The sequence below is a fragment of the Polynucleobacter necessarius genome (assembly GCF_900096755.1).
In the GTDB taxonomy this organism is placed as follows: domain Bacteria; phylum Pseudomonadota; class Gammaproteobacteria; order Burkholderiales; family Burkholderiaceae; genus Polynucleobacter; species Polynucleobacter necessarius_K.
The window spans coordinates 1,329,742-1,345,904 of record NZ_LT615227.1; the positions used below are offsets into that span (position 1 = coordinate 1,329,742).

The following is a 16,163-nucleotide window of genomic DNA, read 5'->3' on the forward strand; positions in this document are numbered from 1 at the left end:
GCGTCTAAATGGGGTTTTGTTGCCTAAGAATGACTAAGGATGCCTAATAGCCCTGGCGCACTCATTCACAAGGTCTGGGCCTCTGTAGATCAAGCCGCTATAGAGCTGAACCAAACTTGCGCCAGCCATGATCTTTTCACGGGCATCTGCGCCACTCATGATTCCGCCGACACCGATGATGGGCAGCTCATTGCCAAGTCTTGCCTTGAGCGTTTTGATAACCAAATTCGAGGCAGTCCGAACTGGGGCACCAGATAATCCGCCAAGTTCTTGGCCATGTCCCATGCCTTGAACTGCCTCTCGAGAAATAGTTGTGTTGGTGGCGATGATCGCATCAATACCAAATTCCATTAAGAGATCAGCAATGAGATTGATGTCAGCGTGATCTAAGTCTGGAGCAATCTTTAAAAAGAGTGGTTTACGAACACCGTAGCGATCGCTTAAGCGTTTTCTAGATTCGTCCAGATCGCCTAGTAATGCACGCAGCATCTCTTCGCCCTGGAGAGCGCGTAAGTTCTGCGTATTAGGGGAGGAGATGTTCACGGTAATGTAGGTGGCAATCTCATAGACTGCTTCCATGGCGAGAACATAATCGCTGGCCGCATCTTCAATTGCAGTGCTTGCGTTCTTCCCAATATTTAAACCAAGAACACCGCCGTTTTGCCAAAACTTGGAGCGACGTACTCGTGCTACGCAGGCTTCAACACCATCGTTGTTAAATCCCATGCGATTAATAATTGCTTCAGCTTGTGGCAGGCGAAACATGCGAGGCTTTGGGTTGCCGGGCTGAGGGCGTGGCGTTACGGTGCCAATTTCCAAAAAGCCAAATCCCAATGCCGCAAGGGAATCAATGTGTTTGCCATCTTTATCTAAACCCGCAGCCAGACCAACGGGATTAGGAAATTCAATGCCGCACAGTGTTTGTGGATCGGCGAGAGGCTTAGTGATGAAGCGCTTTAGTAAACCCCAGTGCTCAGCACGATCTAAGTTACCTAATGTGACGTTATGGGCTTGCTCAGGGTCTAAACAAAATAGCCAAGGGCGTAAAAAGGAATAGCGATCGATCATGGGTAGATATTATGACCCAGACAGTGGCTGCCAGTGATCATCAATCAAGCCCTCCATGGGCTGATATTTGACCTTATAGGACATCTTTTCACTCTCTTTGATGAAGTAGCCAAGATAGAGATAGGGCAGTCCCAGACCGCGTGCTTGCTCTATCTGCCAAAGAATGCTGTAGCTGCCATAACTTGCAGATGGTTCTGAGGTGTCATAGAAGGTATAGACCGATGAAATTCCTTGCTCAAGGATGTCAATCATGCTGATCATGCGTAAACGTCCAGGATGCGGATCATGGGGGCCATCTCGAAACTCCACAATGCGCGAGTTCACACGACTTTGTAATAAAAACTGCATGTACTGATCCTGATCATCGCTATCCATATCGCCACCTGCATGACGTTGGTTCTGATAGCGCTGATAGAGTTGGTAATGCTCTTCTTGATAACTGAGACTAAGTACAGTCGCCTCTAGTCCGGCGTGCTTCTTCCAGGCACGACGCTGGCTTCTAGAAGGGGTAAATTGATCAACCAAAATACGCGTAGCAATGCAGGCTCTGCATTCATCACAGTAGGGGCGATAGGTATAAAGGCCGCTTCGACGAAAGCCCGCATGAATTAGCTCGTTATACACATCGGCATGAATGAGATGTGATGGTGTTGCAACCTGTGAGCGCGCAGTCTTATTAGGCAGGTAGCTACAAGCGTAGGGCGCTGTTGCATAAAACTGCAAGGCTGTTAATGGGAGCTCTTTAATGCGGGTCATAGCCAGTGATGCAAGATGGTTTTGTCAAAAGTCCAAGAATGCTTCATATTAGATTGATTTAAGCATACTTGCAGTTGCTCTAGAAATGCCTGACGTGGGATCGGTGCAGCCCCCAAGGAGTGGAGGTGGGCCGTCTCTTGTTGGCAATCAATCATCGTAACCCCAATCTCCAAGCACCATGCTGTGAGCGCTGCTAATGCAATTTTGGAGGCATTGGATTTGCGACTAAACATTGACTCTCCGAAGACCATACCGCCAAACGAAACACAGTAAAGGCCGCCGATAATTTGACCATCCTCCGTGACCGCCATGCTATGAGCATTGCCTTGTTCGTGTAGAGAGGTGTATGCATCCATGATTTCATGGGTAATCCAAGTTCCATCTTGATCTTTGCGGGAGCTCGTTGCGCAAGAGCGAATCACGGCACCAAAATCGGCATCTACCAAAATTTGGGAGCGCGTATCTTGGCAAAAGTGGCGAATGATTTTTTGCAGTGAGTCACCGCATTTAAATTCAGAAGGCTTTAATACCATCCTAGGGTCAGGGGACCACCATAAAACTGGTTGGTTATCCGAATACCAGGGAAATATTCCTAGTTTATACGCTTTAGAAAGTTGCCCTGGATAAATACGTTCGCTGACGGCGATTAGCCCTGGAACACTGGGATCAGGATCGGCCTCAAACCGAGGGTTGGGAAAGGAGTCATGCGGCCCTAGCCAGGAAATCTGACCCATTTTTAACGATTAAATTCTTTCGGATGGCAAAACATCGCGACTGCGGACATGAAATTCCTTGTCTGCCTCTAAAGCGCCAGATGCGCGGTCGGCAAAAAACCATTCGAGTGTTTGTTTGACGGCAGGAAAGGCAATGTCATCCCAGGGAATTTCATGTTCCTCAAAGAGTGCCACTTCTAGACTTTCTTCACCCGCGTAGAATTCAGGGGATGTCATTTTTGCTAGATAAAACAAATGAACTTGTTCTGCGTGAGGCACATTTAACAAGGAGTAGAGCGGTCCAATTTCTACTACAGCACCAGCCTCTTCTAAGGTTTCTCTGGCAGCGCCATGGCTAGTACTCTCTCCAAGCTCCATAAACCCTGCTGGAAGCGTCCAATAACCTAATCGTGGTTCGATTGCGCGGCGGCAAAGTAAAACCTGTGTGCCATGCACTGGAATGCTGCCAACCACATTATGAGGGTTTTGATAATGAATACTGCCGCAAGCCTCACAGATGTGACGCTCGCGTGAGTCGTCTGCAGGTATCTTGATCGTCAATGTAGCAGCGCAGTTGGGGCAGTACTTCATGTCGACTTTCTAAAAGTGGGCTTTGATGGCGCCTCGCAAGGCATTGCAAAGAATAATCTCATCTGCCATTGAAACATCTTCAATAGTCAGGTTGGCTTCACGGGCATTCATAGACGGATCGGCCAGCAGGGTGGCGCGCATTACCCCAGGCAACAAGCCTGCGGAAATTGGCGGGGTTAACCATTCTTGGCCATTTTTGGATTTAATGAAGACGCTCGTTCTGCCGCCTTCGGTGACAAAGCCTTGTTCATTGGTAAAGAGGGCGTCAAATCCACCCAGCTTAGATGCTTCTTGCCATGCTTGGTCATAAATATTTCGAGCACTTACCTTATGACGTAGCAGCGGGTCCCCAGAGAACATTTCAGTGTTTGCCGACAAAATATCTTTGGCCCAGAAGATCTTCGCTGGTTCGGAGATAGGATCAAGTATGCCGGTTGTTATTGAGTGATCGCCATTCGCCAAAAGATCCAAGCGCATGCGATGAAGATGTTTTTTATCTAGTTGGGCGCAGGCATCTAACGCTAAGCTCTGTGCGGCATCCCAATCAAATGGAATTCTTAAGGCATTAGCAGAGGCTTGCATGCGGCTGAGGTGCGCATGCAGTCGCTGTGGTTCGCCATTGACAATAGCAATCGTCTCAAATAAGCCTGTTGCGCTAGGTAGATCCATTAAGAATGCAGACTTAATACGGCACTCTTGCCATTCACTAGCTGCATCAGAATCATTGGTGATGCCGGCACCTATGCCCAGCGTAAAGTTGGACCGATGAGAGCTCTTGTCTTCATTGATCTCTACGGTGCGAATCGGAACGCTAAAAGCAAAGTCGCCATTGGGGTCAAGCTAGCCTAAGGCGCCACAGTAATACCCACGATCTTCACCCTCAAGCTCTTGAATAATTTCCATGCTGCGTTTTTTTGGAGCGCCTGTTACAGACCCACAAGGAAACACGGCGCTCAAAATATCAAACAAGCTGGTATCCGGCTTTGCTTGGCCCTGCACGGTTGAAGTCATTTGCAATACATCACCATGTCTTGCTACTTCAAATAAATGCGGAACAGTGACTGTGCCTGGAAGTGAGATGCGGCTCAAGTCGTTGCGTAATAGATCAACAATCATGACATTTTCAGCTTGATTTTTCGGATCATCAGATAGTGCTGCGCTAGCTACATCGGAAAGGGCGCTGGCAGTGCCTTTCATTGGCATGGCTTTGAGGGTATCACCTTCGCGCGCAATGAGGAGTTCTGGAGATTGCGATAAAAGTTGACGATGCTCATGGTCAATATATGCGCCAAATCTTCCTGGCTGGCGTTCACGCAGACGTTGATATAGCGCCAAGGACGAACCATATGCCTCACCATGAATTCGGTAAGTATGGTTAATCTGATAAGTATCGCCATTGCGGATATATTCTTGAATGGTCTCGATATCAGAGGAAAATTGCTGCTCGTTTAATGATTCCTGGACATCTAAAACTCCAGCAACCCTATTTGTAGTTGGGAGTTTGGCTAGCTGCTGATCGATATATTGATCTACTTCTGGCTTGGATAATTTATTAAGGCCAGCAAAAGACCATGCTTCAATTAATGGATGAGGTTGCTCTCCATCTTTTGATCTTTGCTTTAGCTTATGAATTTGTCTGCCAAGCTCGTAAGCAAAAGCAGCCACCACAAATTGCCCCTTAGCCAGTGCTGCAGATATTTCCGCTAAGCAAGTTTGCGTTGCAACGCAAACTTGATCGTTATCGCCGCCGGGAAGAATGCACCAGTAATGCAGGGCATCTCCATAGAGGCGGCTAGAGGGTTCGGCCGCAGTGCTTTGTGCATCATCGAGCAAAATCATTGCGGCCGACCCGGTAATCTCGAATTACTTCAGAATGGTTGCAGATTCAATGGTGACAGTCTTGGTAGGAACATCAGCCATTCTGCCCATACGTGGAGCCGGGGCAACCATGGTTGGAATCTTGCGAATGGCATCTATGGTTTGAGTTCCAGAAATCACTTTGCCAAATACGGTGTAACCATTGCCCATTGCATTTGGGTAATCCAAAGCGGCATTGTCATTCACGTTGATAAAGAACTGTGAGGTTGCTGAGTCTGGATCTGAAGTGCGAACCATTGCAATCGTGTAACGATTATTTTTTAAGCCATTCTGCGCCTCAGAAACAATCAGACCATTGGTTGGCTTTTGGGAGAGGTTGGAAGTAAAGCCGCCGCCTTGAATCATGAAGCCGTCAATGACGCGGTGAAAGATGGTGCCGTTGTAAAAACCGCTTTTGACATAGTTCAAAAAGTTGGCGGTTGATTTTGGGGCCTTCACATCATCTAATTCCACTACGAAATCACCCATGGTTGTTTTAAATTCCACCTTTGGGCCTGCGAGGGCGGCTTGGCTTAGGAAACAACTTGCGATAAGAACGAGGCTGGCAAATAGCTTGCGCATAAAACCTCCTTAAATGATTGAAAAGTCCTGTATTGAAGATTGTATTGCGCAATCCCCGAATGGATATAAACCACTTGCAGTCTATTAAGCTAGGCCGTTAGGTACGTTGCCGGCATAGGCGTACGAGGCTTCATTGAACATGCCGGGGCGCGCAAGGTAATCTAAGGTCCAATCGATTGTGTCAACGCCCCAGAAGCAGTGTTGATTGACAATCAGAGCTGGAACCCCAAAGGCGCCATCTAATTTTGCTTGATTCGTATTGGCAATCAGTTGGGCCTTCACCTCTGGATTTTCAGGTTTGGCGGTATCGGCTGGTAAGCCCAAGTAGATGCAAAATTCAGACCAGGAAAGGTTGGGGTCCTTGCCTTCCATCCACACATAGTCAAAAGCGCGCTCAACCATTTCCCAATTTGCCTGATGCTCAACCAATAAACGTTGTGGCGCAACTGTCATAAAGGGGTGATGTTCTGGAAACCGAAAAGGAATACCCAACTTTTCTGCTTGCCACACACAAAATTGATAGGTGTGTGGTCGCTTGGCAGCAATTTCTCCAGGCCCTTTATTTTCGGTAGCTCTAAAGAGTCCGCCCAACAGAATTGGCACAGGCTTGATGTCAAGTTTTTGCTCTAAGCGCTTTCTCTGTTTGATATAGAGATAGGCGAATGGCGAAATAATGTCGTAATACAGAGTGGCTGAAATTTTTTCGCTCACGAGATCATTCCTTATTTCTTTTGATGCTCCGCATCGAGTTTGCGTAAGAAAGCCATCCTCTCTTTGATTTGGGATTCAAGCCCACGTTCAACAGGCTCATACCAATGCGGCTCTTTCATACCCTCTGGTAAATAAGATTCCCCTGCAGCATAGCCATGGGGTTCATCATGGGCATAGCGATACTCTTTGCCATGGCCAAGCTCTTTCATGAGTTTAGTGGGGGCGTTGCGTAAATGATTCGGTACGGGCTTAGATTGATCGTTTGCTACATAAGCTCGAGCAGCATTAAAAGCGTTGTAGCTGGCATTGCTTTTAGAGGCTACAGCAAGATAGGCCACCGCCTGACCTAAGGCAAGCTCACCTTCTGGGGATCCCAATCGTTCAAATGTTTGTGCAGCATCGTTCACCAATTGCATTGCCCTTGGATCGGCCAAACCAATATCTTCCCAAGCCATGCGAATAATACGTCTAGCAAGATAGCGTGGGTCTGCGCCACCATCAAGCATGCGGCAGAACCAATAGAGGGCTGCATCGGGATTAGAACCTCTGACCGATTTATGCAGTGCAGAGATCTGATCATAAAAATGATCTCCACCTTTATCAAAGCGACGGGCTTGGACGGTCAGCGCATTCTCAATAAAGGTTTGGTCCACAGTCTCGACTTGAGCATTCGGCGTCAACACAGCGTTACGAACTTGCTCAACGAGGTTTAGTAAACGTCTGGCATCACCATCTGCGTTGGAAATCAGAGTGTCAATTGCCGCAGGTTCAAACTGGACCTGCGGCATTGCGTATTGATGCACGCGCTCAAATAGGGTTTTAAGTTCTACCTCGTTCAGCGACTTCAGTACGTATACCTGCGCACGCGATAGCAGTGCGGAGTTCACCTCAAATGAAGGGTTCTCTGTCGTGGCGCCGATAAAGGTAAATAAGCCTGATTCCACATGGGGTAGTAGGGCATCTTGCTGGCTCTTGTTGAAGCGGTGAATTTCATCGACAAACAAAATCGTTTGTTTGCCATATTGAGCCATGTTTTGTTGTGCTTGCTCAATTGCTTCACGGATCTCCTTGACGCCTGCGAGGACGGCAGAGATTGCAATGAACTCACGATCAAAGGCTTTGGCTGATAGTTTTGCAAGCGTCGTTTTACCAACGCCTGGCGGCCCCCACAAAATCATGGAGTGGGGTTTTCCGGAGGCAAATGCAAGACTGAGAGGTTTACCCGCAGCTAGTAAATGCGTTTGACCAATGACTTCTTCGATCGTTTTTGGGCGAAGCGCTTCCGCTAATGGCGGTGGCGGGGTGCTATCAAAAAGACCGCTCATCGAATCATGCTTGAATAAACAAAATGACTAAAGACGCCCAAGTTAGGCAAGCTGCTGCTACATAGGTCAGGCGATTGCGCATTGTCATAAATGCAGAGCGCGTCACTTCATCGGCAAAATAATATTGATAGGTGTTTTGATCAATATTGCGCTGGATGATTAATGTAGAAGCCAGGATTAAGAGACCAACTGGGATGTAGATGTGTAGCGCTACCCAGGCAACTAGGGCAGGGATGACACCCCAAATCCAGGCATTGCGGTCTTCCCAGCGATCGCCCGTAGGTGCTTTGCCAAGTAAGTGCAGGTTTGCACCCCAATGTAAGGCACCCATAAATGAAGTAATGACAGCGCCGTAGCCTGCTAATGATTCAGCACTTAAATAATTCAGGGGAGTGGGTGCCAATTGCACCATCAGCGCCAATCCAACAAATGATTTAAGTTAAGTGATGAATGGATAAATTATTTGTCGTAGGTGTAAACGCCGCGGCCTGTTTTGCGGCCAAGATATCCGGCGGCAACCATTTCACGAAGCAATGGACATGGGCGGTATTTAGAGTCACTAAAGTTTTCAAAATACACTTCCATTACTACTAAACAGGTATCAAGACCAATCAAGTCAGCCAAGGCGAGCGGGCCAATTGGTTGGTTGCAACCCAACTTCATGCCAGCATCGATATCTTCAGGACTTGCGAGTCCCTCTGATAGTACGAAGAAGGCTTCATTAATCATCGGTAACAAGATGCGATTAACCACAAAACCTGGAGAGTTCTTGACGGTGATCGGCTCTTTGCCAACACGCTTGGCCATTTCAATAATGGCAGCATGCGTTTCATCGCTAGTCTGTAGACCGCGGATCACTTCTACCAGTGCCATGAGGGGCGGCGGGTTAAAGAAGTGCATGCCAATGAAGCGTGCAGGATTGGAATCTAATGCAGCCAATTTGGTAATGGAGAGGGAAGAAGTGTTTGTTGCAATGATGGTGTCTTTGCTCACAATCTCGTCAACTTGCTTCAAAATCTTTTCTTTAACAGCTTGGTTTTCAGTGGCAGCCTCGATGACTAAGCCCAGTCCTTTTAAGTCTGCATAAGAGGTGCTGCCTTTAATGCGCTTGAGGGCAGACTCTTTTGCTTCGGCAGATAATGTTTCTTTCTTGACGAGGCGATCCAAGCTTTTACTCACTTGATCTAAGCCGCGCTGTACTGCGGCTTCGTTGATATCAATCATCACTACGTCCAGACCGGCAACTGCACATACTTGTGCAATACCATTGCCCATTGTTCCCGCACCGATCACACCGACTGATTGAATCTTCATCGTATTTCCTCTTTTGATACTGAGTTGAACCAAACAACTGCTCTCTAGCCTTGTCAGCAAGGGTTTACGTAACGCTGTTAATACTTGGCAACCACGCTTTACGGCTGGTCGCTCGCCAATCATTTCAAACCATTTCTTGAAATGCGGATATTCATTTATTTCAATACCTTGGTTTTTCCAGTTCCGCGTCCATGGGTAAATAGCCATGTCCGCAATGGAATAGGTTTTTCCTGCGATATAAGGATTATCTTTCAGTTGGCCGTCGAGCACCCCATAAATTCGCTTAGCTTCATTAGTGTATCGATTGATGGCGTACTCAATTTTCTCTGGGGCATAGAGCCGGAAGTGGTGGTTTTGACCTAGCATGGGGCCTAGGCCACCCATTTGAAACATGAGCCATTGCAAAACCTCGTATTTTCCACGCGCGCTTTCAGGCAAAAACTTCCCGGTCTTGCTGGCTAAATACAAAAGAATGGCACCGGATTCAAAAATACTGATTGGCTTACCATCCGGCCCATTTGGATCAACGATTGCTGGAATCTTATTGTTGGGGCTAATCTTCAGGAATTCTGGAGCGAACTGATCGCCGGCGCCAATATCAATGGGGTGCGCAATCCAATCTCGATCAAGTCGATAGCCACATTCTTCTAGCATGATGTGAACCTTGTGGCCATTTGGTGTGGGCCAGCTGTAAACGTCAATCACATTGCTAGATTTTTGCTTTGCCATAGGTGCCTTTATAGATTTTGGAGACGTTGCCGTGCATTTGTCAGCGTTTGTTCTTGTTTTGCAAAACAAAAACGAATCACGCCGGACTCGGTTGCTTGATCATAGAAGGCGGATACGGGAATGGCAGCAACCCCACAATTTTGGCGGTGAGCCATTTACAAAAATCTGCTTCATTTAATTTCGCTTCCGGAATATTTAATGCCGTGTAATCTACGCATTGAAAATAGGTGCCCGGAGTGGGTAGTAATTTAAAACCCGTCTTACTCAAGCCCGCTCTAAAAAAATCTCGCTTAGCTTGATAGAAGGCTGGCAGATTTAAATAATGCTTGGCATCAACTAGATAAGAGGCTAAACCATATTGCATTGGCGCGTTAACCGTAAACACATTAAATTGATGTACCTTGCGAAATTCTTTTGTGAGTGGCTGCGGGGCAGCAACATAACCAACCTTCCAGCCCGTGACGTGATAGGTCTTCCCAAAGCTAGAAATTAAGAAGCTTCTTGCGGCAAGCTCTGGGTGGGAGGCTATGCTGTGATGCTTGGCACCGTCATAGACCATATGTTCATATACTTCATCGCTCAGAATTAAGGCGGAGGTATTGCGAACCAGATTTGCTAGTTGATCTAAATCTGCGGTGCCCCAAATCATCCCAGTGGGATTGTGTGGTGTATTAATAATGATGAGTCGCGTCTTGGGGTTAATTGCATTTGTTAATGTATCCCAAGGAATTTGATAAGAGGTGGCCAGTCCAGCTTCATCGCGTATCACTTCTAGTGATACTGCAATCGTTTTGCCACCAGCTAAATCTATTGATGGTCGATAGCTATCGTATGCTGGCTCAATGATGATGACTTCATCCCCTGGGCTCACGCAGGAGAGCACTGCAGTCATGATGCCTTGGGTGCCGCCAGCAGTTATTGTGATTTCAGATTCGGCATCGCAATGATGACCATATAAGTTTTGAATCTTTTCCGCAATCCCGTTGCGCAGATCCGCAACTCCAATCATCGGAGGGTATTGATTGTGATCAGCCAACATGGCTTCATTCACATGCGTGATGAGTTGTCGATCGCAGGGAAAGTCTGGAAAACCTTGCCCTAGATTAATCGCATGATGTTCATTCGCAAGAGCAGACATCACCGTAAACACGGTAGTCCCCACCTTGGGTAGGCGGCTCGGAAATGTTGGAGTCTCTTGCGGGTTCATAGTGTTTATTGGAGGAGTAGGGCTTTTAAAGCGGGTATTCCTGGTAGTCGCTAGAATGGTAAAAATACATATACAAATTGTGCCATGCTGATCGTCCTTTCTCCCGCTAAATCCTTGGATTACAAGACTGCCGTCAAGGTTAAGGCCCCCACCTTGCCAGAATTCGTCTCCGAATCAGCCAAGCTCATTGCTGACCTTAAAAAACTGGCCCCTCAGGACGTTGCCAACTTAATGGGTTTATCGGATCAATTAGCCACCTTGAACGTCGGTCGGTATCGTGATTGGTCTAAGAAATTTACCGAAGAAAATAGTAAGCCTGCAATCTACGCATTTGATGGCGACGTTTACGATGGTTTTGATGTCAAAACCCTCAACGCCAAGGCTGTTGATTTTGCGCAAGATCACATTCGGATCTTGTCAGGGCTATATGGAGCCTTAAGGCCCCTAGATTTGATGCAGGCCTACCGCCTTGAAATGGGTACTGCATTTAAAAATCCACGAGGTAAGGATCTTTATGCATTTTGGGGTTCACGGGTGACTGATTCCCTGAAAAAGGTTCTGGAAAAACAAAAGAAGCCTGTATTACTGAATTTGGCTTCGGAGGAGTATTTCAAGGTGCTTCAGCCAAAAGAGTTGGGTTGCCCTGTAATTGCGCCAGTGTTTCAGGATGCTAAGGATGGCAAGTACAAGATCATCTCTTTTTATGCCAAGCGTGCACGCGGTTTAATGGCTCGTTATGTAGTTGAGAATCGCATTACAGATCCTGCGGATTTGAAGGGTTTTAATTTGGATGGCTATAAGTATTACGCTGCAGATTCCAAGTTGGATAAGCCTGTATTTAGAAGGGCAGAAAGAAAATAATGGCTGTACATCGCACTAAAGCATCACAACGCAACTCCCCTGAGGTGGAGAAATTAGTAGCGGATGCCATTTCTTTGGCCGCCTCTGGAAGTCAAGTTGAAGATCGATTCTGGGAAGAGCGTTTGAATGTGCGCCTCATGCGTTTGCTCAAGAGTCAAAATCAAAATGTGATTGATGCTGCGTTAGATCAAACCTTCCGCATCAATGCCGTAGTCTTTGAGGTGCTTGCTGATATTGCAGAAACTCTGGCAGAGTCCTTGAAGCTAGAGCATGAAGGTCAGGAGTGGGATGTCTTGCTCTTGGCTATGCCTATCGTTGCGCATACGCGTTATCAGATTCCTTCTGGCCCTTTGCCGGTCAATATCATTGAAGCTACCGCACAAGCTTTGCATAGCGCCATTGCCTCAACCGATACCCGTCTAGCTATCGTGCCTTGGCTCTACAGCATGGATCAAATGCCGTATTCTCATTATCAAACTCGTGTATTGACTGAATCTTTAGCGGCTGCAGCCATCTCTGGAAAAGAAGTGAAGTTAGAACTGCGTGATATGTCAGAAACAATTGCCGTGTTGGCTGACCCACGTTTCATTATTGCTGCCTTAAGCGCGCCAAGTGGTTCGCCCATCTTCCGCTGGCAAGCAGAGCCGCCGGCTCGACAAGAGCGGGGCGTGAGCTTAATCGGTTGGCAAAATGCGATGCAAGAGCCTATTGCTTCTTTGCTGCCGGGATGTGAGTTTGAGTTGTTATTGCCAGAGGCGTATTTCACAAATTGCCGCTTGGCCGATAAGCGTGTTCGTCCTTTGAGCATTCGTGCGGCAGTTAATTTCCTGGAAAGTACCTTAGGCACCCTTCCCGCAGGCCTATCTTGCGTGGTCGGCGCCTTCGGTGAAGAGCAGGCAGATGAATACCGCATCTCTTTCAGTGCAAAGGGGTCTTCTGACGTGATGTATGGGGTGATTTGGCCACTCTACGATCGCGAGAGCGTTAGTAGTGATGCCTTAAATGACTTGTCCGATGACGAGAGCCCGATTAAGAAAATTTGTGATGCATTGCATGATGCTGGGGTCGAAGATGTCTTCCGTCACGCAATGTTGTTTGATCCGGAGCTATGTGATGATTGCGGCGCACCGTTGTTCCCTGATAGGTCGGGCGAAGCAGTGCATGCGGAGATGCCAGAAGATACACCAACGCAGCAACCCTTTTTTAATTAAGACAATGTGAAAAATTAATTCGCTACAAAGAGTTCCGCACCAGCAAACAAATGCGGCAACTTACCGGACTTCATTTCTGCTGTTTGGCAGAAATCAGCAAGTCGTACACCTGCTTTAATGTTGAACAACATCGCTTTGTTGCCCAACACTACGAGGTCAAATCCAGAGTTCGTATTTTTGTAACGCAAGCTACCCGGCAGGGAAGTCTGACGATCTAAATTATACGTTTTAGATTCCCATATGAGGCGAACTTTCTCGGTTGTGCCAGCAGTTTTGAACTGCTTACTCTCTTGACACGTCCAAGTAAATGCTTCTTCATTGGCGCTGACATTTGCAGCACCCAAAAGGCCAGCAATTACAACGCTAATGGTGAGAAGGTTTTTCTTTATTGAGATTTTCCTTAAGAGAGCAAGTGCTTAACGCCAGCTTGTTCTTCAAGTAATTCGTTGAGGGTGTGAGTCATACGCTCGCGGGAGAATTCATCGATCTCTAAACCTTCGATCATTTTGTATTCGCCGTTTTCGCATACCACTGGGAAGCCATAAATCACTTCAGCAGGAATGCCGTATTCACCTTTAGAAGAAATACCCATTGTTACCCACTTGCCGTTAGTGCCGAGAACCCAGTCATGAATGTGGTCGATTGCCGCATTCGCTGCAGAAGCTGCAGATGAAAGGCCACGTGCTTCAATGATGGATGCGCCACGTTTGCCAACGGTAGGAATAAATACATCTTTATTCCAAGCCGCATCGTTGATAGCGTCTTTTACAGACTTGCCATCAATCGTTGCAAAGCGATAGTCTGGATACATTGTTGGGCTGTGGTTGCCCCAAACAACTAACTTCTCAATATCAGCAACAGGTTTATTCAGTTTGTTAGCCAATTGTGAGAGCGCGCGGTTATGGTCAAGGCGCAACATTGCTGTGAAGTTCTTCGCAGGAATATCTGGTGCAGATTTCATCGCGATGTAAGCATTGGTGTTTGCTGGATTACCAACAACCAATACTCTTACAGTCTTCTTAGCAACAGCATTCAATGCTTTGCCTTGTGCTGTGAAAATTTGTGCGTTAGCGGAGAGCAGATCTTTACGCTCCATGCCAGGACCACGTGGACGTGCGCCAACTAACAGGGCAACATCGATGTCTTTAAAGGCAGTCATTGGATCAGAGTGAGCAGTCATGCCAGCTAAAAGTGGGAATGCGCAGTCTTCCAATTCCATCATGACGCCAGTTAACGCTTTTTGTGCCTTTTCATCAGGAATCTCAAGCAACTGGAGAATGACGGGCTGATCTTTGCCCAAAAGGTCGCCATTGGCAATACGGAATAGAAGGGAATATCCGATTTGACCGGCTGCACCGGTTACGGCGACACGCATTGGGGCTTTTGCCATTTTACTAATAACTCCAGAAAGAAGGTTAAGAGGGTTAATTAATGAAAACTTTTCTATTATCCATTCAAGTGTATGGACTTTCGCTTTACACTGTCAATGATGTCTTATATAAGACTTAGAATTGCTGTAGATTTTATCCAATTGATGTCCCCGTGGAGTGAATTTGTCAGATCTAACATTGCCTATAGCCTCATTTAGCCCTCTGTACGAGCAGATTAAGGCCATGATTTTGGCCAGCTTACAAGCCTCAGAATGGCTTCCAGGAGAGGCTATTCCCAGTGAAATGGAGCTTGCAGCCCGATATGCGGTCAGCCAAGGTACGGTTCGCAAGGCGATTGACGAGCTAGCAGCCCAAAACCTTTTGGTTCGCCGCCAAGGGAGGGGTACTTTTGTTGCCACCCATCAGGAAGATGACTGGCAATACCGGTTTTTGCGCCTGGCCCCGGATTCTGGTGAGAAATTTCACCTGATTAACCAGTTTTTATCCTGCGAAAACACCAAGGCAAGCGCCTATGTGGCCAATTTGCTTAAATTAAAGGCAGGTGACCCTATTATTCACATTGACCGGGTGCAGAGTTTTGCAGGCAAACCCATTGTTTTTGAAGAGATTTTTCTCCCAGGAGCTCGCTTTAAAGGCTTGGATCTAGAGGCTTTGAATAATTGGCATGGCCTGGTATATGCCTTTTACGAGAGCCAGTTTGCAACGCACGTGGTGCGCGCAGAGGAAAAAATCAAAGCCGTAACCGCCGATGAAACACTAGCCAAACACCTTCATTTGGAGCCTGGCGCGCCACTGCTTTCGGTGGAGAGGGTGGCCTTTACCTACGGGAATAAACCAGTAGAAATTCGGCACGCAAGATACGACACTTCTGATCAGCACTACGAAAACAAGTTGAATTAAATTTATCGGTAAAAACCAGTAATTAACCCCTTAAAAAACGCTAAAAATTCCCCACCACCCCTAAGGTTTCCAATAGAATATGTTGCGATACAACAAAACCACACTGAACCTCCACCTAAAGATAGAGATTACCCATGGTTGATTCACAGCAAAACGTTAAAAAAGACAGACCGGTTTACCGAAATATTGGTCTAGCCCAACTGGATAAATACCGCCTTCCTTGGGCCGGTAAAGTTTCCATTCTTCATCGCATCAGTGGAGCAGCTTTGTTCCTCTTGTTGCCATTTATTTTGTATCTCTTCGATCAGAGCCTTGCTTCTGAGTTGAGTTATCAAAAATTCCAGGCGTTCACCGGCAACATCTTGGTGAAGATTATTTGCCTAGGCCTGATCTGGTCTTTCTTGCATCATTTCTGTGCTGGTATCCGTTACCTCTTGCTCGATTTAGAAATCGGCGTAGAGAAGTCTGAAGCGAATCGTTCCGCCATTGTTGTTTTGTTCCTTGGCTTAGCTTTGACTGCGGTAGTGGGTCTCAAATTATTCGGCGTGTACTAAGCGCACATCATTTAAGGAAATTTCATGCCTATTTATCAAATTGGACCAAAGCGCTTAGTTGTAGGCGCTCATTACGGTCTTAAAGAATGGATCATTCAGCGCGTAACTGCGATTGTGATGGTGGTGTTTACGATTGTTTTGCTCGTTGACTATTGTGTCACTGGCAGCGCGACCTACGAAGGTTGGTCTGGCTTGTTCAGTGGCCAAGTCATGAAGCTCTTAACGCTCTTGGCTTTCATTAGCTTGTTCTATCACGCCTGGATTGGCATACGTGACATCTGGATGGATTACATCAAGCCCGTCAGCATTCGTTTAACACTGCAAGTGTTAACCGTTCTGTATCTCGTAGCCTGTGCGGCCTATGCCGTTCAAATTTTGTGGAAAGTGTAATTC

Annotated in this window: 17 protein-coding genes and 3 pseudogenes; 5 read left to right on the plus strand and 15 right to left on the minus strand. The window is 46.9% G+C overall.

What is annotated here, in order from left to right:
* Positions 1–33 precede the first annotated feature (33 nt).
* The 13 genes and pseudogenes from DXE27_RS06930 to DXE27_RS06985 form a co-directional block, all read right to left on the minus strand.
* The gene (locus DXE27_RS06930; protein WP_128113405.1) at positions 34–1,068 is read right to left on the minus strand and encodes a quinone-dependent dihydroorotate dehydrogenase; all 1,035 of its coding nucleotides are present in this window, start codon (positions 1,066–1,068) and stop codon (positions 34–36) included.
* Positions 1,069–1,077: 9 nt separating this feature from the next.
* Complete coding sequence (locus DXE27_RS06935) at positions 1,078–1,824, minus strand: arginyltransferase (RefSeq protein ID WP_128113406.1); 747 nt, start codon at positions 1,822–1,824, stop codon at positions 1,078–1,080.
* Positions 1,821–2,558, minus strand: a complete 738-nt coding sequence (gene aat, locus DXE27_RS06940) for a leucyl/phenylalanyl-tRNA--protein transferase (protein ID WP_128113407.1) — start codon at positions 2,556–2,558, stop codon at positions 1,821–1,823. The genes DXE27_RS06935 and aat overlap by 4 nt, the downstream gene beginning before the upstream one ends.
* A 9-nt stretch (positions 2,559–2,567) precedes the next feature.
* On the minus strand, positions 2,568–3,128 hold the full coding sequence (locus DXE27_RS06945) for an NUDIX hydrolase (RefSeq protein WP_128113408.1): 561 nt from the start codon (positions 3,126–3,128) through the stop codon (positions 2,568–2,570).
* 9 nt (positions 3,129–3,137) lie between these two features.
* Entirely contained in the window at positions 3,138–3,797 is a 660-nt protein-coding gene (locus tag DXE27_RS09780) for an aminotransferase class IV (RefSeq protein ID WP_231969872.1), read from the minus strand.
* A gap of 24 nt (positions 3,798–3,821) precedes the next feature.
* Positions 3,822–4,967: pseudogene (locus tag DXE27_RS09785) on the minus strand (chorismate-binding protein); the annotation flags it as partial.
* A 24-nt stretch (positions 4,968–4,991) separates the two neighbouring features.
* Complete coding sequence (locus DXE27_RS06955; RefSeq protein WP_128113409.1) at positions 4,992–5,567, minus strand: peptidylprolyl isomerase; 576 nt, start codon at positions 5,565–5,567, stop codon at positions 4,992–4,994.
* An 84-nt stretch (positions 5,568–5,651) separates the two neighbouring features.
* Positions 5,652–6,278, minus strand: a complete 627-nt coding sequence (locus DXE27_RS06960) for a 2-hydroxychromene-2-carboxylate isomerase (RefSeq protein WP_128113410.1) — start codon at positions 6,276–6,278, stop codon at positions 5,652–5,654.
* A gap of 11 nt (positions 6,279–6,289) precedes the next feature.
* Complete coding sequence (locus DXE27_RS06965; protein ID WP_128113411.1) at positions 6,290–7,603, minus strand: replication-associated recombination protein A; 1,314 nt, start codon at positions 7,601–7,603, stop codon at positions 6,290–6,292.
* A gap of 4 nt (positions 7,604–7,607) precedes the next feature.
* Positions 7,608–8,024, minus strand: coding sequence for a DUF3429 domain-containing protein (locus DXE27_RS06970; RefSeq protein ID WP_269459810.1), 417 nt, complete (start codon positions 8,022–8,024; stop codon positions 7,608–7,610).
* Between the two features lie 38 nt (positions 8,025–8,062).
* Positions 8,063–8,917, minus strand: a complete 855-nt coding sequence (locus DXE27_RS09790; protein WP_128113413.1) for a 3-hydroxybutyryl-CoA dehydrogenase — start codon at positions 8,915–8,917, stop codon at positions 8,063–8,065.
* A 156-nt stretch (positions 8,918–9,073) separates the two neighbouring features.
* A pseudogene (locus DXE27_RS09795) lies at positions 9,074–9,646 on the minus strand (glutathione S-transferase N-terminal domain-containing protein); the annotation flags it as partial.
* A gap of 8 nt (positions 9,647–9,654) precedes the next feature.
* Positions 9,655–10,853: pseudogene (locus tag DXE27_RS06985) on the minus strand (methionine aminotransferase).
* Positions 10,854–10,937: 84 nt separating this feature from the next.
* Between DXE27_RS06985 and yaaA the strand changes: the two are divergent.
* Together yaaA and DXE27_RS06995 are read left to right on the plus strand one after the other, a co-directional pair.
* Complete coding sequence (gene yaaA, locus DXE27_RS06990) at positions 10,938–11,714, plus strand: peroxide stress protein YaaA (RefSeq protein ID WP_128113414.1); 777 nt, start codon at positions 10,938–10,940, stop codon at positions 11,712–11,714.
* Positions 11,714–12,925: a DUF2863 family protein gene (locus tag DXE27_RS06995; protein WP_128113415.1), complete on the plus strand. Its 1,212-nt coding sequence runs from the start codon at positions 11,714–11,716 to the stop codon at positions 12,923–12,925. Before yaaA ends, DXE27_RS06995 begins: the two co-directional genes overlap by 1 nt.
* Before the next feature lie 14 nt (positions 12,926–12,939).
* Here DXE27_RS06995 and DXE27_RS07000 read toward each other — a convergent pair whose 3' ends face one another.
* Together DXE27_RS07000 and DXE27_RS07005 are read right to left on the minus strand one after the other, a co-directional pair.
* On the minus strand, positions 12,940–13,269 hold the full coding sequence (locus DXE27_RS07000) for a hypothetical protein (RefSeq protein WP_231969723.1): 330 nt from the start codon (positions 13,267–13,269) through the stop codon (positions 12,940–12,942).
* A 56-nt stretch (positions 13,270–13,325) separates the two neighbouring features.
* Entirely contained in the window at positions 13,326–14,315 is a 990-nt protein-coding gene (locus DXE27_RS07005; RefSeq protein ID WP_128113417.1) for a malate dehydrogenase, read from the minus strand.
* Positions 14,316–14,472: 157 nt separating this feature from the next.
* Here DXE27_RS07005 and DXE27_RS07010 point away from each other — a divergent pair, with 157 nt between their 5' ends.
* The 3 genes from DXE27_RS07010 to sdhD all read left to right on the plus strand — a co-directional run bounded on the left by DXE27_RS07010 (position 14,473) and on the right by sdhD (position 16,160).
* The gene (locus tag DXE27_RS07010; RefSeq protein WP_231969724.1) at positions 14,473–15,216 is read left to right on the plus strand and encodes a GntR family transcriptional regulator; all 744 of its coding nucleotides are present in this window, start codon (positions 14,473–14,475) and stop codon (positions 15,214–15,216) included.
* A gap of 134 nt (positions 15,217–15,350) precedes the next feature.
* The gene (gene sdhC, locus DXE27_RS07015) at positions 15,351–15,770 is read left to right on the plus strand and encodes a succinate dehydrogenase, cytochrome b556 subunit (protein ID WP_128113419.1); all 420 of its coding nucleotides are present in this window, start codon (positions 15,351–15,353) and stop codon (positions 15,768–15,770) included.
* A gap of 24 nt (positions 15,771–15,794) precedes the next feature.
* Complete coding sequence (sdhD, locus tag DXE27_RS07020; protein ID WP_128113420.1) at positions 15,795–16,160, plus strand: succinate dehydrogenase, hydrophobic membrane anchor protein; 366 nt, start codon at positions 15,795–15,797, stop codon at positions 16,158–16,160.
* Positions 16,161–16,163 lie beyond the last annotated feature (3 nt).